Here is a 17,217-nt window from a genome sequence, read left to right as displayed (position 1 = left end):
CCCCTTAGGGCAGCGACAGGGTCGTCAAACAGGGGCTAACCCGTTTCTCTACAACGAGAGAGGGTGTGCGCGGGTGTGTGCTAGCTATTCGTGCCAACCGTTGGCGAGCGCGGCGGAGGTGCCGGCGGCAGCTGAGAGACCTGCCTTGTCGCTGACGCCCGCTACGCGCTCACCGCTGATAGCGGCGGGCTGTTACGCGGTACCTGTCGGCGACCCGGATTGGCCCTCCGACTTTCGGCAGCAGGTACTGGCCACTGTTGCCGATTTCGTCGCGACCCGTAGCGCCGCCGAGCTCGCCGGCGCGGGTTTGACGGCAGCAGGCGAGGTGTTGCTGCGATTTGTCTCGGGCGGCAAATGTCTACGCTCCGCCTTCATGTACACGGGGTGGTTGTGCGGCGCCGCCCCGAGCACCGCGGCCGTGTCGGCCGCTGCCAGTTTGGAGTTGCTGCACGCGTTTGCCCTGTTGCAGGACGATGTGATGGACCAATCGGCAGACCGTCGAGGCCGCCCGGCAGTCCATGTCCAGCTGGCCCGGTGGTACCGAAAACGGGGTTTGTCCGGCTTGGCAGGGCGCTTCGGCGAATCAGCGGCCATTCTGCTGGGCGATCTCTGCCTCATCTGGGCCGAACAGATGTTGCGCGAAAGCGGTGTCGAGGCGCGCCGACTTCGGCAGGTCTGGCCGCGCTACGACGCAATGCGCGTCGAGCTGGCGGTGGGCCAATTCGCGGACTTGACAAACGATATTCGTGACCTGCCGTCGCTGCAGGCCGTTCTCGACATCGCACGGCGTAAGTCGGGCAACTACACGGTGCGCCGGCCGTTGGAGATCGGCGCGGCAATGGCCGGTTGTGATGGTCGCACCCTGACACAACTCGGACGCTACGGTGGCGATGTCGGTGAGGCTTTCCAGCTGCGCGACGACATACTGGGCGTCTTCGGTTCGCCGGCGACCACAGGCAAGCCCAACGGCGGAGACCTACTCGAGCGTAAAGCCACCAGCGTGGTGGTGGCCGCCCATGAGATGGCCGACCCGCCGGCCCGCCGCGAGCTTGCCGAGCTGATACACGCCGATCATCTCGACGATGCCGCCCTGGAGCGCTTCAGAACTTTGATCACCGCAACAGGTGCCGCGCAGCGGATCGAGGACATGATCAGGAGCCGTGTTCAGCGATCCCGAAAAATATTGGACGACATGGCGATTGACGATTGCACCCGTACGGCGCTCGGCAACTTAGCGGACGCCTGCGTGGAGCGCTCCGCGTGAGAGGAGCCCGATAATGCGCATCATCGAAGGACCAACCGATCACGTGGTGGTGATCGGCGCGGGGCTGGCGGGGCTTTCCACCGCGCTTCATCTGGCCGGCCGCGGTCGCAGCGTCACAGTGCTCGAGCGCGCACCATGGCCGGGCGGGCGGGCCGGGCGGCTCGACCTCCACGGCTACCGAATCGACACTGGGCCAACGGTAATCACCATGCCAGACATCATCGACGAGGTGTTCGCCGCTGTCGGCGAAACCAGCTCTGGCCGCTTGGAGCTGCTGCCGGTCGACCCGGCGTACCGCGCCGTCTTTGCCGACGGTAGCTCCGTGGATGTGCACACCGACGCGGATCGGATGGCAGCCGCTGTCGAGGCGTTTGCCGGTAGCCAACAGGCCGCCGGGTACCGTCGGTTGCGCGACTGGTTGACCCGCTTGTATCGCATCGAGTTCGACGGTTTTATCGCCGCCAATTTCGATTCGCTAGTTTCGCTGCTGACCCCACAGCTGGCCCGCCTTGCGGCCATCGGCGGATTCCGCAACTGGGACGCCATGGTCAAGCGCTACATCAGCGACGAGCGGCTGCGCCGGGTTTTCACCTTCCAATCGCTGTACGCCGGGGTGACCCCGCAAAACGCTTTGGCAGCGTACGCCGTTATCGCCTATATGGACACCGTCTCCGGTGTCTTCTTTCCGCGCGGCGGCGTCCGGGCGCTACCCGATGCGCTGGCAGCCGCGGCCGCCTACGCCGGTGTGCGGTTTCACTACCGCGCCCGCGTCACCGAGCTCGAACGCAGCGGCGACCGCATCACCGCCGTGCGCACCGAACGCGGACAGCGCATACCATGCGACGCGGTGGTGCTCACCACCGAACTACCTACCAGCTACCAGCTGCTGGGCCATACCCCCCGGCGCATCCGCAAGCTGCGGGCTTCACCGTCGGCCGTCGTCGTGCACGCCGGCTGCCGCAGTGTCTCGCCGGCCGACCGCCCGGCAGCGCATCACACGATTCTGTTTGGGGCGGCGTGGCAGCAGACGTTCACCGACATCATCCGCGACGGCCGGCTCATGCGCGACCCGTCGCTATTGGTCACCCGGCCGACAGCAGGCGATCCAAGCCTCGCCCCACCCGGCCGGGACCTGCTCTACCTGCTTGCTCCGGCACCCAATCTGGCCGGCGGCGCGGTCGACTGGCTCAGCGCCGGCAAAGGATATACCGAATCGATCATCGAGACGGTGGCCAAGCGGCTACTGCCGGAGCTTCGCGACAGTGTCGATGTGCTCGACGTCGTCACCCCGCTGGATTGGGCGCGGCAGGGCATGGCGGCCGGCACACCGTTCGCGCTTGCGCACACGTTCAGCCAAACCGGGCCATTCCGACCGGCGAACACCGTGCGCGGCATCGACAATGCGGTATTGGCCGGATCATCGACCACACCGGGGGTAGGCGTTCCCACCACCCTGGTTTCGGGTCGGCTGGCCGCCGATCGCATCACCGGCAGCATCAGCCGATCAACACGCCACTTCGACATGAAAGCGCCGTCGTCATGATCCGCAGCGAATTAGACGCCGCCGGCATCTACGATCCGCGGCTGCGCCACGCGTACCGCCGCTGCCGCCAGCTCAATGCCGCCCATGGCCGGACCTTCTTTCTCGCCACCCGACTGCTGGCGCCCGACCAACGACCGCCGGTGCACGCACTCTACGGTTTCGCCCGTTATGCCGACGACATCCTCGACTCGCTAAATCCTGGCCTAGGCAAAGATATTCGCGCCAAGCGGCTCCAGCAGCTGTCCGACCAGTTCTTTGCCGGAGGTGACCACCTCGGCGAGCCCATACTGGCGGCGGTCAGCCACACCGCGCGTCGGTACGACATCGGCGCGGAGCTGTTCGAAGATTTCTTAACGTCCATGCGCATGGACCTCACCGTGAGTGAGTACCCTAACCGCGACGCGCTGAACACCTACATGCGGGGATCAGCGGAAGCGATTGGGTTGCAGGTACTCCCGATATTGGGCACCGTGGTGCCGGTTGCGGAGGCAGTCCCCTATGCCGCTGCGCTAGGACGTGCCTTTCAGCTCACCAACTTCTTTCGTGACGTCGACGAAGACTTGGCCAGGGACCGGGTGTATTTGCCCGCAGACGAACTCGCCGCCGATGGGGTGGACCGGGATCTGCTGATGTGGTGCCATCGGCATCGGCGCACCGACAACCGGGTGCGAAACGCGTTGGCGGCCCAGCAGGGAATTATCAGGAGTACCTACCGGTTCGCGGCGGACGGGATACCCATGCTGGCGCCTCGCTCTCGGCCTTGTGTGGCAACGGCATTGACGCTGTACTCGGAAATCCTGGATTGTGTCGAAGACAAAGATTTCGAGGTATTTGGTCAGCGTGCCACGGTCGGGCAAGCACGGCGACTCCGGGTCGCCGGCGCCGGACTGATCCAAGCCTGGCGAGCCCGCAGCGCCGCTTCGGACGTTTCCGAGTTCGAGTCGGGTGCCGCATGAGCGATCACTGGCAGTACCTGTTGGTGTTAGCCGCCTGCCTGGCGATCACCGCACCGCTGGAAGTGTTCGGCAAGGGCGTCTACCGGCAGCCGCGGCGGCTGCTCAAGGCAATCCTGCCGGCGGCGGCGGTCTTCCTGGTCTGGGACGAGGTGGCCGTCGCGGCCGGGGTGTGGAGCTACGACGCGCGCTATATCACTGGGCTGAGCATCCCGTTTCGGGTGCCGATCGAAGAAGTGCTCTTCTTCCTGGTGATCCCACTGTGCGCGCTGCTGACCTATAACGCCGTCAGCACTATCCTTGATCGGCTACGGCGCCGATGAGCGGGCTGGGATACACCCTGCCGGCCGCGCTGGCCGTGCTGGCCGTGTGCGCACTGGAACTCGCGCGACTGCGCACTGGCTTGTTTCGGCGCCCGGCGTACTGGCTGTCGATGGTGATCGTGCTGGGTTTCCAGGTCCCGGTCGACGGCTGGCTGACCAAACTCAGCGCTCCGATCGTCAGCTATGACGAGGATCAGACCAGCGGCCTGCGGTTCCCGTTCGATATCCCGATCGAGGATTTCCTGTTTGGGTTTGCGCTGGTGACCGCCGTGTTGCTGCTGTGGGAGCGCCAGCGGTTGCATGTCGGTGAAGGCAGCGCGTTACGGACCCGGGGGGTCTTGAGACGAAGCACCAGCTAGTAGCAGATCACCCCAAAGGACGGTCACATGTTGGCGACAATGGCCCGGATCTGCATCCGCGCGCCACGACGGGTCATCGCAGCCACGATCCTGGTGATGCTCGGCACCGCCATCTTCGGCATTCCCGCCGCGACTAGTCTGGCGCCGGGCGGATTCGTCGATCCGACATCCGAATCCGCCCGCGCCGCAGCAGTGCTCGCCGAGAAGTTCCACCGGGGCGACCTGGACCTGGTGCTGCTGGTGAGCTCAGAAGGCGGCGCGCAAAGCGGTCCGGCCCGCATCGTCGGCACCGATGTGGCCCGACAGCTTGCCGCATCGCCGTTCGTGGCACAGGTCGTCTCGCCCTGGGACACACCGCAACCCGCCCCCGGCATGATCAGCACCGACGGAAAGTCCGCGATAATTCTGGCGGCGCTGCACGGGGATGAAAGCAGCGCACCCAAGCACGCTCAGGCCCTCGCCGATCGGCTCGCCCGCGACCGCGACGGCGTCACGGTGCTGGCCGGCGGGTCGGCGATGGTCTACACCCAGGTCAACCAGCAAACCGAAAAAGACTTGCTGCGAATGGAACTCATCGCGATTCCGCTAAGTTTCGTTGCGCTGGTGTGGGTGTTCGGCGGGTTGCTGGCCGCGGCATTGCCGGTAGCCGTAGGCGGTTTCGCGATCCTGGGCTCGCTTGCGGTGCTGCGTGGGATTGCTTTGGTCACCGACGTGTCGATCTTTGCGCTAAACGTGACGGTCGCGTTGGGGATGGCTTTGGCTATCGACTACACCTTGTTGATCATCAGTCGTTACCGCGACGAGCTTGCCGACGGATGCGACCGCGACGAAGCGTTGGTCCGCACCATGACAACTGCCGGGCGCACCGTGCTGTTTTCTGCGATGACGGTGGCCTTGTCGCTGGTCGCGATGGTGGCGTTTCCGATGTATTTCCTGAAGTCTTTCGCCTATGCCGGCGTTGCCGTTGTGGTGTTCTCCGCGTTGGCGGCGGTGGTGGTGGCACCGACCGTGTTGGTGCTGCTGGGCCACCGGCTCGATGCGCTCAACGTCTGGCAGCTGGGTCGGCGGCTACTGCGCCGCCCGCAGCCAACGCCGCTGCCTGTCGAGCAGACCTTCTGGTACCGAACGGCCAAACTCGTGATGCGTCAGGCTATTCCGGTAGGCCTGGTGATCATCACCGTGTTGGTCACGTTGGGGCTGCCGTTCCTCGGCATCAAGTGGGGGTATCCCGACGACCGGGTATTGCCGTCGTCCGCGTCGGCGCGCATGGTCAGCGACCGCATCCGCAGCGACTTCAGTTCGAATTCTGCGACCCGCGTGACGATCGTCATTCCCGACACCATCGGCCTGACCAAGCCGGACCTTGACACCTACGCCGCACAGCTGTCCGAGGTCACCGCTGTGGCAGCGGTGTCCGCGCCGACGGGCACGTTCGTCACCGGCCAGCTCAAAGGACCGCCGTCAGCCCCAGCCGCACTGGCAGACGGCAGCGCCTACCTCACCGTGGACAGCGTCGCACCGCTGTATACGCAGGCCTCGGAGACTCAGCTGGACCTGCTTCACGCGGTCACGCCGCCGGGCGGGCGCGACGTCCACATGACCGGCATTGCCCAGTTGAATCGCGACTCCATCCACGGCATCACGTCACGATTGCCGCTGGTGTTCAGTTTCATCGCGGTCGTGACATTGGTGCTGCTCTTTCTCATGACGGGCAGTGTGGTGCTGCCAATCAAAGCGGTGCTGCTCAACGTGCTCTCGCTCACCGCGGCCTTCGGCGCCCTGGTATGGATCTTTCAGGACGGGCATCTGGGCGCGCTGGGCACCACGCCGACCGGCACGCTGGTGGCGAACATACCGGTGCTGATGTTCTGTATCGCATTCGGATTGTCGATGGATTACGAGGTTTTCCTCTTAGCGCGCATCCGCGAATACTGGCTCGAGTCGTCGCAGACAAGCGCCGCCAACAACGAAAGCATCGCATTGGGCCTGGCCCACACGGGACGGGTGATCACCGCCGCTGCGCTGTTGATGTCGATCTCATTCGCTGGGCTGATCTCCGCCGAAGTCTCCTTCATGCGTATGTTCGGGGTGGGCCTGACGATTGCGGTACTGGTGGACGCGACGTTGGTGCGAGTGCTGCTGGTCCCGGCTTTCATGCAGGTGTTCGGCAGCTTGAACTGGTGGGCGCCTAGAGCACTGGCCCGAATACACCAGCGGGCCTTTGCTGGAAAATCGGCAGTTCCGAGCGAACACCCAAAGAAAAGGCCGCGTCGGCGACCACGTTGGGAGCCGCAGCGATAAGCTGGCGGCCTATCGCCAAGAAGGATGCAGGCAAGTGACCAAGCGCGTCGCTGCGAGTGGACAACCGAGTCGACCCGAGCTGGAAAGACTGCTCGCCGCTGATCTGCGGGCGATCAATGCCCACTCTGACCGGGTCGGCCGCTACTACGCTCGACAGAACGATTTGAGTCACGGCGACTTTCACGCATTGCTGCACCTGATGGTCGCCGAAACCGTCGGAACACCGTTGACGCCCGCCCAGCTAAGCCAGCGCCTGGACGTCTCGGCCGCGGCGATCACCTACCTTGCCGATCGCATGATCGACGCCGGGCATATCCGTCGCGAGCCGGATCCCGGAGATCGTCGCAAGTCGCTGCTGCGCTTGCAGCAAGGCAGTATGGGACTGGCTCACGAGTTCTTCCGGCCGCTCGGCGAGCACCTCCGCTCGGCCATGGCCGAGCTGCCCGACCGAGACCTGCGTATCGCTCACGAGGTATTTTCGGCGATGATCCAAGGGATGTCGACGTTCGAAAGCGAGCTCTACGCGCCGCCGGCGGAATCGTCGGCCGGCGCGGAGAAACCGTCGAAAGCGACAACCGGTCGGCGGCGGAAGCCAGCGGTCAAACCGAGCAGGCCCTGACTGGCTCGGCTAGGAAATCGGTGTCACGCCGACCGCACGCAGCGCGTTGAGATCCGTTGCGCCGCAGCAGTGCAGACAAATCCGAAGCTCGTCGATGAAATGCTGCAGCGACTCTTCGACGGCAGCCGCCGACTCGATCGCAGGCGCCAACAAGGGGCGAGCCATCGCAACCACATCAGCACCTAAGGCAAGCGCTTTGGCCGCGTCCATTCCGGTGCGGATACCGCCGGAGGCGACCAGCGGGATGCTCGGCAACGCTTGGCGCACCTCGACGAGGGCCTGAGCGGTAGGTATGCCCCAGTCAGCCAGCTCCGGGTAGCGCAGCTCGCCGTAGCGAACCAATTGCTCGACCCTTGACCACGACGTGCCTCCGGCGCCCGCCACGTCGATGCCCGCCACCGGCAGCCCGCCGGGCAGCTGTTGCAATTGGGCAACCGCTGAGCCGCCGATGCCGTGCCCAACTTCCTTGAGCAGCAACGGGTAGCCCAAGGCGGCGGCGGCGTGACAAAGCCGCCCCAGCGAATCGGAAAAGTCGGTATCGCCGTTGTGCTGCATCGCCTCTTGCAACGAGTTAGTATGCACTGCAAGCGCATTGGCGCCCACTCGATCCAGCGCTTGGCCGATGTCAGGCACGGCGGCCTTGGTCAGTTGGGCCAGGCCGATGTTGCCGATCAGCAACACGTCTGGGGCGACGTCGCGTACCGCAAAACTCGCCGCGACCCGGTGATTGCCGAGCATGATCCGCTGGGAGCCGAGCATCATCCCGATGCCGAGCCGCTGCGCCGCTGTCGCCAAATTGCGGTTGATCGTCGCCGACAGCTCAGCGCCGCCGGTCATGGCGCCGATCAGAATCGGTGCGCGCAGATTGGCACCAAAAAATCGGGCCGACACGTCGATGTCGGCCAGACTGGTCTGGGTTAGCGCGTTGAAGGGGAGACGGTAGCGCTCCAGCCCGGTCGTCACGCCAACGTAGTTGACCTCGCCGTTGAGACACACGTCGATGTGGCGCCGCTTGCGACGCCCCAGTTCGGCCGGATCAGTGCTCACGGTTGGCCAGCGAAGGTGGCTGTCATCGCGATCCTTGTCGACTGGTAGCGTGCCGTCACTAAGCAGCTTAGCGGTCCGCAGGTTTTGTTAAGCAAATGAATTGTTTAGTGATTGAAGCTTAATTCTCCGCGCTCCAGCTTAGGAGCTGGCGCGCTCTTGCGCCGAGATCCACGTTAGCCTCACTCCTTCTCGTACTTTTCCGCGCTGGCGTCAATCTCGACGCATATCGGTTAACAGCCGGCTGACAGGTCATCCATCACCCGAACTCAGGGGCGAATCGGATGGAGCGCGACGAGGCCGACCAACAACGCGATGGCCATCACGGAGTGAATCAGGGTGAAAAAGTGGGCCCAAAGCGGGTGCGTAGCGCTGTATTCGTTCACCGACACCGGCAGCGGCAGCCGGCTTCGACTCCATCCCTTGCGGTACAACACCTGGTTGAAGAAGATCGCGAACACAAGGCAGGCCCCGATCCACAGCGGGAACGCCAGCACCGGGGCCGCAGCACGACCGGTCGCCCAGGCGAGTGGTGCTCCGATCAACACGGTGGCGAAGCCGATGAGTATTCCAACGTTCTTGCTCTGCTCGAACATCTGCACGTAGTACCGGGAGCACTCGGCCAGGCGGGCCGGTGAGGTGGTGCCGGGCCACACGTCCTGGGCCAGGTCGATCCCAATCACGCCGAGCGAAAGCCAGAAGCCACCGACCAGGATTTCGAGGCCGAACGACGACGGATCCGCGACCAGCGCGACGCTGACGAAGAGCCCAGCACACCCGAGCAGCACGAGACCGAGTGTTCGCACAGCCCAATCGATCGGCAGCGCGGGAGTGCCTTCGCGAGTCCGACGACGAGCGACGAGCAGCCCGTCCCCGCTCACTGTGGTCACCGGGCCAGCGCGCAGTATTGCCTCGACCAACGGCGCAAGCATCCTGCGCAGCGACCCCGTCAACCAAAAGTGGAAGCCTGCCAGCACCACTGCCGTGGCTCCGGTCGCGACGGTCCAGCCCGGCGCACCGCCCTGCAGGCCGGCCCAACCGATCCACCCGCACCCGCCCAGCAGCCAAATTCGGTCGAAAAGCTTTATGCGCCCTAAGTACTCGTAGATAGCGACCATCGTCAGCGGGCTCGGCGCGCGCGCCAGGCACAGGACCGTGGAGAAGCCCATCATCGCGGGCACCAGCAACATGGCGCTCGCATTGACGAGAGACGTGAGGGCGCCGGCGGCGTCCGAAACCATGGCTTGACAGTATTCGGCCGAGCCGACCGCGACCACCGTCTCCGGCGCCTTCGGAGGTCAGCATGAGCGTGCTATTCGAGGCGCAGCCCGCCCGCCGTAGACTCCCCCAACGGTTCAGCGGTTAAGGCCATTTGGCCATGGTCATCGCACGCATCCGGAATAAGCCGGAACGACGATGTCTCGTTTTTGGACCTTGCCGGTAGGCCCCTTGGGCAGCTCGTCGACCAGCCAGACCAGCCGCGGGTACTTGTAGGCGGCTACGCGGTCCTTGAGGTAATCGCGCAGCTGCTCGGGGGTGACCGCCGCATCATTCTTCAGAGCCACCGCGGCGCCGACCTCCTCCCCGAGCCGGGCGTGCGGGATGCCGATGACGGCGGCTTCGGCCACGGCTGGATGCTGGTAGAGGACTTCTTCGATCTCGCGGGGATAGACGTTGTAGCCGGCGCGGATGATCATGTCTTTGGTCCGGTCGACGATGTAGAAGTAGCCGTCTTCGTCCACTCGTCCTACATCTCCGGTGGCCAGCCAACCTTCGGACGCAATGGTGGCCTCGGTGGCTTCGGGAAGGTTCCAATAGCCCTTCATCACGTTGTGGCCGCGGATCTGAATCTCGCCGGTTTGCCCTTGGCTGACCTCAGCGCCGCCGGGGTCCACCACGCGCATCTGCACGCCCTCTACCGGGGTGCCGACCGAGCCCGCCTTGCGCAGCCGGCGCGGGTGATTGAACGAAGCCACCGGCGAACTCTCCGAGAGGCCGTAGCCCTCGAGAATCGCGCAGCCGAAAGCCTGCTCGAAGTCGGTGAGGACTTGCACCGGCAGCGCCGCGCCACCCGAGACACAGACCCGCAGGCTGCGCGTGGAGTGCGGCGGGTATTCCGCCGCCACGCCCAGCAGTGCCGAATACATCGTCGGCACTCCTTGAAACACCGTGACGCCGTCACGCGCAATGATGTCGATGGCCTTGCGCGGATCGAACCGCGGCATCAGCGTCAACATCGCGCCGGCCAGGACCGACGCGTTGAGCCCGCACGTCAGCCCGAAGACGTGAAACAGTGGCAGGCAGCCGATCACCACGTCGCCGGGCCCGGCCTCGACCAGGGTACGGACCACCACGTCGGCATTGCGGCACAGATTGGCGTGGGTGAGCATGGCGCCCTTGGGCTTGCCGGTGGTGCCCGATGTGTGCAGGATGACCGCGACGTCGTCGGCGTCGCGCTCGACCGGTGAATCCTGGGCTGGCAAGCAAGATATCAGCTCGGCCAGTCCAGCATCGTCGATGACCCATCCCGGCGCACCCGTCGCCGCAGCGGCAAACAAGGCCCTGGCGCCGCTATTGGACAGGTAATAGGACACCTCCGCCGGCTTCAGCAACGGGTTTATCGGGACGGCGACGGCGCCCCGATACATGATCCCGTAGAACACGATCGCGAACGCGAGCGAGTTGGGCAGCATCAGCCCAACTCGATCCCCCGGCTGGATCCCGGCCCGCTCCAACAGCGTCGCCACCCGCGCGGCGGCGGCGTCGAATTCGGCGAAGCTGAACTGCAGCTGCTCGCAGCGCAGCGCAATCCGGTCGGGATTGCGGTCTTTCGCCGCGGTCAAATTGCGGCCCAGACTACTCATCGCATGCCCGTCGTGCGTTGACGACAACCGCGGCCGCCTACCCCGGCCTGTCCATGTATGCCTCGTGGTCCAGCTCGGGATCGTGCGGCGGACGCCCCGACACCCGCAGGATGAGCTGTTGGGCCAGCCGGTCGGTGAAGGACGGGTTGGGCTTGAGGGTGCGATTCACAATTCTGGTCAACACCCGCGCGCGCACCTCGGCGATCTTGCCCCGTGGCGGGGAGATCGCCAGGATCCGGTTCACGACCGCCGAGCGGCCCGTCCTGCGTGCCATCGCTATCCTTTCAGCGCCGCGGCCGCGTGCGGCGGCGCCTCGGCGAGTTTGACGATTCGGCCGGCGAAACCCTTGAAGTGCGGGATGCCCTGCTCGTGGTCGAGCATTTCGGGCTCATCTGCGCACAGCACGGCGTCACTGCTGATGAAGGCCCCGGCCAAGTGCTCTTTTCCGCGTAGCTCGGGGAACCACCAGCCGTGCGGGACGCGGATGTGGCCCTCCTTCATCGACTGCTGGACCGCAACCTGCGCGACGACGGCGCCGTGCTTGGTTTCCAGCCGCGCCCAGTCGCCGTCCACGATGCCCTCCCGGGCGGCGTCGACGGGGTGCAGGAACAGCTTGGGCGAGCGGGCGCGGTTGCGCAGCACGTCGACGTTGCGTTGCCCGGTCTGGAAGAACGGGTCCTCGCGGACGCCGGTGAACACCGAGTACGGGTAATCGGCGTCGGGCTGCGGTGCCTCGCGGTAGTACGGCAGCGGGTCGAAGCCCAATTGCTCCAGAATGCTTGACCTCAGCTCCACCTTGCCCGAGGGGGTCGCGAACCCCGTCTTCTCGTACTTCTTGAAGACCGGGACGTCGGCCTTCATGTAATGCTGTTCGGAGAACTGCTGAAACGTCATACCCGACGGCGAGAGCCGGTAGTTGAGGACGTCTTCGACTGTCTCCCACGGGAAGTACTCGCCGAAACCCATTCGGATCGCCAGGTCGCGCCAGAACTGGTAGGTGCTCGAGGCCTGCTCCGGCGGCTCAACCACCTTCTCCGACAACGTGAGACGGGCGACCCAGTTCCAGAAGTCATGGACGTTGTTGCGTTCGCTGAACACGTCGCCGGGCAGGATGTAGTCGGCCAGCATCGACGTCGGGGTCTGGAAGATCTCATGGACGACGATCAGGTCCTGGTTCATCATGCCCTGATAGATCTGCTGTTGGTTCGGGTAGCTCAGCAGCGCGTTGTTCCCCAACGCGAAGAACGCCTTGACCGGATACGGCTGCTCGGTGGCCATGGCACGGAACACCGCCGACGGATTGGCCATGTAGCAGCCCATGACCAGGTCGAGATACCGATAGCCCCACACCTTTTCGCTGTAGTCGCCCAGCATGTCCTGGGCGCGATAGGTGTAGACGGGGTGCAGGTCTGAGCCCAGCTGCTTGTCGCGCTGCTCCTGGGTGAGCAGCTCGTGCAGCGCCATCTGCGAATCGGAGATGAAGTCGGGGTTGAGCCCGGAAAACGTGTCGCCCCCGGGCACGTCGATATTGCCGGTGATCGCTCGCAGGATGCTTTGCAGGCGGATCGCCGACGTCGAGGACAGTTGCTGGTCGGTGATCGGGGTCCAGGGGATGACCGCCCCGCGTGCGGTGGCATACATCCGCGCGGCCGCGGCGATCTGCTGTCGATCCACGCCGGTGATCGCCTCGACGCGCTGCAGCGGATACTCCGCGGCGCGGGCTTTGAGGTCCTCCCAGCCGACCGTCCAGTCGCGCACGAAGTCGGCGTCGTAAAGCTTCTCCTCGATAATGACCGCCAGGAAGCCCAATAACAGTGCGGCGTCGGTGCCGGCCCGCAACCGCAGGTGCAGGTCGGCGTTTTCGGCCTGCTCGGAGACGCGGGGGTCGGCGACGATGAGCTTGGCTCCGTGCGCCCGCGCGTCGTTGATCATGTGGTGAATCGGCGACCAGGAGTGGCGCCGTGGATTGTGCCCGAGCAGCAGGATGCACTTGGTGTTGATCAGGTCCGGGAACGGATACCAGCCGTAGGTGAGCTTGTTCACGGCCGCGGTGTTGCCGGCGCATAGCGCGACGCCGCTGATCCAGTTCGGGCTGCCGAGCAGGTTCATGAAGCGGCGGTCGGCGCCGTTGGTGACCGAGGTGTTCCAGCCCGACGTCGACACGGCCAGTGTCTCCGGGCCGTAGCGCCGCACCAGCGCCGTCAGGCGCTCGGCGATCTCGTCCAGCGCCTGTGCGTAGGAAATCTCTTCCCACTGATCGGAGCCGCGCGGACCAATTCGCTTCAACGGCACGCGCAGCCGATCCGGGTGATTGTGGATGCGCGGCGCGGCGGTGCCTTTGTAGCAGATGTTCTTGGCCAGGAACGGGTTTTCGTGCGCCAACACCTTTGTGAACACGCCGTCCTCGACGACGGGCCGCAGCTGGCAGCCGATGTCGCAGACGGTGCAGATCACGTGTTTGATGCGGGTGCCGTCGGCGTTGAGCTGGACGCCGGACGGGTCGCCGGGCTGTGCGGTATTCAGCAGTGGTGTCGAGCCGAATGGCATCGGGGTACCTCCAAGGCGGGAACGACATCGCGGTCAGCGGTGCGCGTTACGGCCTATGCCTATAACTTCGCATTGTCCGCGGGCCAGTGCAATGGTGACGGGAGTGTTACGGCGGTGCGGGGAATTCCTTTCTGAAGAGTTGATGTTTGCCTTGATCTGCCGGTCAGATCAGGGTCACAACGGATTTGGTCTGGGTGTAGGCGTCGAGCACTTCCTGGCCCATCTCGCGACCCCAGCCGGACTGCTTGTAGCCGCCGAAGGGCAGCGCTGCGTCGAGAATGTTGAAGCAGTTGATCCACACGGTGCCGGCCTGCATGGCCTTGGCCATGCGGTGGGCTTTGGACACGTCCTTGGTCCAGATGCCCGCGGAGAGCCCGTAAACGGTGTCGTTGGCGCTCCGCACCACCTGGGCGGGGTCGTCGAACCGGTCCACGACCAGCACGGGGCCGAAGACTTCCTCGCGGACCACGGCCATGTCGGGACGGGTACCGGTCAGCACCGTCGGCCGGTAAAAGTAGCCGTCCTGGTTTGCGGCGGGCGCGCCGCCTGTCACGGCCACGGCGCCCTCGGCCAGGCCGCCGTCGACGTACCCGGACACCCGGTCGCGCTGCTCGGCCGACACCAGCGGTCCCATCGTGGTGTCGGGAGCGCGGCCGTCGCCGAGCTTCATCGCCGCGGCGATCTCGGAAACTTCGGCGACCACGTCGTCGTACACGCGGTTCTCGACGAACAGGCGGGACCCCGCACAGCACACCTGTCCTTGGTTGAAGAAGATGGCCTCGGCCGCGCCGCGGATGGCCGCCTCGACGTCGGCGTCGGCGAAAACGATGTTGGGTGCTTTGCCGCCCAGTTCCAGGGTGACCTTCTTCAGGTTTGCCCGCGCGGCGTCGACGATAAGCTTGCCGACCTCGGTGGAGCCGGTGAAAGCGATCTTGTCGACGCCCGGGTGCGCGGCCAACGCGGCGCCGGCGGTGTCGCCGAAGCCGGTGACGACGTTGACCACTCCCGCAGGCAGCCCGGCCTCGTCGATCAGATCGGCAAGGTAGAGCGCGGACAGGGGCGTCTGCTCGGCGGGTTTGAGCACGGCGGTGTTGCCGCAGGCCAGCGCGGGGGCAAGCTTCCACGCCGCCATCAACAGTGGGAAGTTCCACGGGATGATTTGACCGACCACACCGACGGGCTCCCGCACGGTGTAGGCGTGAAAGACCGCGCCGGGGGCATAGGGTGTCGACAACTGAACGGTCTTGCCGTCCAGCTTGGTGCACCAGCCCGCCATGTAGCGAAAAATTTCGGCAGCGGCCGCGATGTCGACGACCAGCGCCTGCGATTTCGGCTTGCCGTTGTCGAGGGATTCGATTTCGGCCAGCGTTTCGGCATGTTCTTCGATGAGGTCGCCGATCTTCCACAAGATCTTGGCCCGCTGCGCCGGGGTCATCGCGCTCCACGGCCCGTCGAAGGCGGCCCGGGCGGCCGCCACCGCGGCGTCGATGTCTTCAGCCTGTCCCTCGGCGACGGTGGCCAGCCGCGCGCCCGTCGCAGGATTAGGTGTGTCGAAAGTCTTGCCGCACAACGACATTTGCTGCTGCCCGCCAATGAACAGCTGCCGCTGCGCAGCGAGGAAGTCGTTGACGCGCTGGTCGGTGCTGATGGCTGTCATTGGCGCTCCTGAATCGACCGGTATTGGGTGCAGCGGGGAGCGCCCAGCGCGTACCCGCCGACCGCACAGGGAGCATCCACATTGGCGAAGTTAGGCGGCCAACGTTGGTCCCCGGTAGGTTGTGCTCGCCAGGTCAGTCGATGCTGGTCAGGTGGCCGCGCAGAATATGGCGGCGGCCGTCGCCGGGCGGCAGAATCCGCATGATGTGGTCGGCGAGCGCGGTGTCCTCTTCCATGTGGGGCACTAGCGCCAACGCCGACTCGTAATCGTTGCTGTTGAGGACGGCGTCGCGAACCGCAACCTCCACGGTTCGCGCCAGGCGCACGATGCGCGGTGACTCCGACCACGGCAGCAGCGGGCCGCCGAAGCGGATGACCGCGTCGGCGACCCTAGCCTTGCGCAGATCCTCGAGCAGGTCTAACGCGTCCACGCTGACCTTGCCGAGGAGCCGATACGGCGTACGCGACACCCGCCCGTCCAGAAGGTGGCGCAGGTGCGACACCTCCGCCTTGAGGGTGCCCAGCTGCACAGCCTCATCGCCGTACAGGTCGGCGTGCAACTCCGCCAGGCTGACCCCGGCCGGGTGCATCGCCAACAGCAGCATGATCTCGGTCTGGCGGCGAGTCAATCGCACCGGACGGCTCGCCACCGTGAGCAGATGCTCGCCAAGCACGCTCAGCCGGATGCCGTCACCACCCAGATCGGAGGCGGCGGCGCTGGCGGCGGTCTCCGCACCCAACCGCTGGGCCAACGCGGTCACTGCCATGCACATCGCCGGGTGAGCTCGGTCCCACGGCGTGGAGAAGTTCAGCACCCCAAACCGCCGCTGCGTCTTCGGGTCCCGGATCGGTGCCGCGTAGCACGACCAGTCATGCAAAGCCAAAGACCAGTGCTCCGCGGAGCAGATGGCCGATGGGCGATCACAGCTCAACGCCAACGACATGGCGTTGGTGCCGATGCTGGCTTCGTCCCATAACCCGCCCGGCGCGTAGTTGACTTTTTCGGCCACCCTCATCAGCCTCGGCTCACCGGTGGTCCACACGATCTGTCCCCGCAGATCGGCGATGGCCACGGCCACGTTCGACTCCCGCAGCGTGTCCCGCATGGTGTCGTCGAGCACCCGGGTCGATGCCAGCAACGCCTCATGGTTCGCTTCGGCGTGTCCGAGCGGGGCTATGGCTATGTCGGGAGCGAGCAGCCGGCGGGTGCGACACCATGATGACAACACTTCCGGACGGATGTCGGCCGGTGTTTGGCCCGACATGAACTGCGACCAGGATCGATAGGTCGCCGACCGTCTGGCGCGAAGTCCCCGATCGCCCGTCACCGCTACTCCCGCCATCTCTGCTCGCCTGCAGGCTCCACTAATGCTCTTCTAAGGCATCGGACGCGCCGGTGCCGGCTTTCCGATGTCGCCTACCAAAGCGGCCCACCCTACCGGCGTAGGGCGGATGTGAGCCAGCTCTCAATTATGTGTCTCAGGATATGCCGGAGCTGTCCGAGACGTCACGCACTTGCTCGGGTATCGGCTCGCTCCGGTGGCCGGCTTGGTTGGGCGATCTTGAATATCAAAAGTCGGAGGGCAGCGGGTGGCGCAACGAAATGCTCTATGCTGCAATCCGTTTCGGCGTCGATACGCTGCTTGCGACCAGCCTAGTTGGTTGACGGTGGCGGCTGGGGTTGGAAGGGGTCGTACCACCACCATTGGGCGCGTTCGCCGGTGGGTCCGGGATACGGCGCGAC

15 protein-coding genes are annotated in these 17,217 nt (G+C 65.3%); 7 read left to right on the top strand and 8 right to left on the bottom strand.

Translation table 11 applies throughout. The features are described 5' to 3' along the window. The first annotated feature begins 118 nt into the window (after positions 1 to 118). The 7 genes from F0Q45_RS03920 to F0Q45_RS03890 are packed head-to-tail and all read left to right on the top strand — an operon-like array spanning position 119 to position 7,362. Positions 119 to 1,264: a polyprenyl synthetase family protein gene (locus tag F0Q45_RS03920; RefSeq protein WP_149652708.1), complete on the top strand. Its 1,146-nt coding sequence runs from the start codon at positions 119 to 121 to the stop codon at positions 1,262 to 1,264. A gap of 13 nt (positions 1,265 to 1,277) precedes the next feature. Further along, positions 1,278 to 2,807 (top strand): phytoene desaturase family protein, encoded by a 1,530-nt coding sequence (gene crtI / locus F0Q45_RS03915; RefSeq protein WP_188112774.1) that lies wholly within the window; start codon positions 1,278 to 1,280, stop codon positions 2,805 to 2,807. After that, complete coding sequence (locus tag F0Q45_RS03910) at positions 2,804 to 3,763, top strand: phytoene/squalene synthase family protein (protein ID WP_149652679.1); 960 nt, start codon at positions 2,804 to 2,806, stop codon at positions 3,761 to 3,763. Before crtI ends, F0Q45_RS03910 begins: the two co-directional genes overlap by 4 nt. After that, positions 3,760 to 4,083: a lycopene cyclase domain-containing protein gene (locus F0Q45_RS03905; RefSeq protein ID WP_149652678.1), complete on the top strand. Its 324-nt coding sequence runs from the start codon at positions 3,760 to 3,762 to the stop codon at positions 4,081 to 4,083. The genes F0Q45_RS03910 and F0Q45_RS03905 overlap by 4 nt, the downstream gene beginning before the upstream one ends. Beyond that, entirely contained in the window at positions 4,080 to 4,442 is a 363-nt protein-coding gene (locus F0Q45_RS03900; protein ID WP_149652677.1) for a lycopene cyclase domain-containing protein, read from the top strand. The genes F0Q45_RS03905 and F0Q45_RS03900 overlap by 4 nt, the downstream gene beginning before the upstream one ends. Positions 4,443 to 4,469: 27 nt before the next feature. Beyond that, on the top strand, positions 4,470 to 6,743 hold the full coding sequence (locus F0Q45_RS03895; protein ID WP_149652676.1) for an MMPL family transporter: 2,274 nt from the start codon (positions 4,470 to 4,472) through the stop codon (positions 6,741 to 6,743). Between the two features lie 34 nt (positions 6,744 to 6,777). Beyond that, entirely contained in the window at positions 6,778 to 7,362 is a 585-nt protein-coding gene (locus tag F0Q45_RS03890; RefSeq protein ID WP_149652675.1) for a MarR family winged helix-turn-helix transcriptional regulator, read from the top strand. A gap of 9 nt (positions 7,363 to 7,371) precedes the next feature. Here F0Q45_RS03890 and fni read toward each other — a convergent pair whose 3' ends face one another. From fni to F0Q45_RS29005, 8 genes are all read right to left on the bottom strand, one after another. After that, positions 7,372 to 8,409 carry a type 2 isopentenyl-diphosphate Delta-isomerase gene (fni, locus tag F0Q45_RS03885; RefSeq protein WP_149652674.1) on the bottom strand — a complete coding sequence of 346 codons (1,038 nt, stop codon included), beginning with the start codon at positions 8,407 to 8,409 and terminating at the stop codon, positions 7,372 to 7,374. Between the two features lie 266 nt (positions 8,410 to 8,675). Continuing rightward, positions 8,676 to 9,647, bottom strand: a complete 972-nt coding sequence (locus F0Q45_RS03880; RefSeq protein WP_149652673.1) for a hypothetical protein — start codon at positions 9,645 to 9,647, stop codon at positions 8,676 to 8,678. A 141-nt stretch (positions 9,648 to 9,788) separates the two neighbouring features. Then, positions 9,789 to 11,270 carry a long-chain-fatty-acid--CoA ligase gene (locus F0Q45_RS03875; RefSeq protein ID WP_149652672.1) on the bottom strand — a complete coding sequence of 494 codons (1,482 nt, stop codon included), beginning with the start codon at positions 11,268 to 11,270 and terminating at the stop codon, positions 9,789 to 9,791. Positions 11,271 to 11,307: 37 nt separating this feature from the next. Beyond that, entirely contained in the window at positions 11,308 to 11,544 is a 237-nt protein-coding gene (locus F0Q45_RS03870) for a hypothetical protein (protein ID WP_223163869.1), read from the bottom strand. Positions 11,545 to 11,546: 2 nt separating this feature from the next. Next, entirely contained in the window at positions 11,547 to 13,817 is a 2,271-nt protein-coding gene (locus F0Q45_RS03865) for a molybdopterin-containing oxidoreductase family protein (RefSeq protein WP_149652671.1), read from the bottom strand. Between the two features lie 163 nt (positions 13,818 to 13,980). Next, positions 13,981 to 15,474, bottom strand: a complete 1,494-nt coding sequence (locus F0Q45_RS03860; RefSeq protein ID WP_149652670.1) for an aldehyde dehydrogenase family protein — start codon at positions 15,472 to 15,474, stop codon at positions 13,981 to 13,983. Between the two features lie 133 nt (positions 15,475 to 15,607). Further along, entirely contained in the window at positions 15,608 to 16,801 is a 1,194-nt protein-coding gene (locus F0Q45_RS03855; RefSeq protein WP_149652669.1) for a transcriptional regulator, read from the bottom strand. Between the two features lie 326 nt (positions 16,802 to 17,127). Beyond that, a partial coding sequence (locus tag F0Q45_RS29005; protein ID WP_262490861.1) for a hypothetical protein occupies positions 17,128 to 17,217 on the bottom strand: 90 nt, incomplete at its 5' end.

Origin of the sequence: Mycobacterium simiae (genome assembly GCF_008370645.1) — a bacterium.
Classification (GTDB): Bacteria; Actinomycetota; Actinomycetes; order Mycobacteriales; family Mycobacteriaceae; genus Mycobacterium; species Mycobacterium simiae_A.
This window is presented reverse-complemented; position numbering and strand designations above follow the sequence as displayed.

Bases quoted from the DNA above. Each gene is read 5' to 3' on its own strand.
- crtI (WP_188112774.1), top strand. From the start codon at position 1,278: ATGCGCATCATCGAAGGACCAACCGATCACGTGGTGGTGATCGGCGCG.
- F0Q45_RS03910 (WP_149652679.1), top strand. From the start codon at position 2,804: ATGATCCGCAGCGAATTAGACGCCGCCGGCATCTACGATCCGCGGCTG.
- F0Q45_RS03905 (WP_149652678.1), top strand. From the start codon at position 3,760: ATGAGCGATCACTGGCAGTACCTGTTGGTGTTAGCCGCCTGCCTGGCG.
- F0Q45_RS03900 (WP_149652677.1), top strand. From the start codon at position 4,080: ATGAGCGGGCTGGGATACACCCTGCCGGCCGCGCTGGCCGTGCTGGCC.
- F0Q45_RS03895 (WP_149652676.1), top strand. From the start codon at position 4,470: ATGTTGGCGACAATGGCCCGGATCTGCATCCGCGCGCCACGACGGGTC.
- F0Q45_RS03880 (WP_149652673.1), bottom strand. From the start codon at position 9,647: ATGGTTTCGGACGCCGCCGGCGCCCTCACGTCTCTCGTCAATGCGAGC.
- F0Q45_RS03875 (WP_149652672.1), bottom strand. From the start codon at position 11,270: ATGAGTAGTCTGGGCCGCAATTTGACCGCGGCGAAAGACCGCAATCCC.
- F0Q45_RS03870 (WP_223163869.1), bottom strand. From the start codon at position 11,544: ATGGCACGCAGGACGGGCCGCTCGGCGGTCGTGAACCGGATCCTGGCG.
- F0Q45_RS03865 (WP_149652671.1), bottom strand. From the start codon at position 13,817: ATGCCATTCGGCTCGACACCACTGCTGAATACCGCACAGCCCGGCGAC.
- F0Q45_RS03860 (WP_149652670.1), bottom strand. From the start codon at position 15,474: ATGACAGCCATCAGCACCGACCAGCGCGTCAACGACTTCCTCGCTGCG.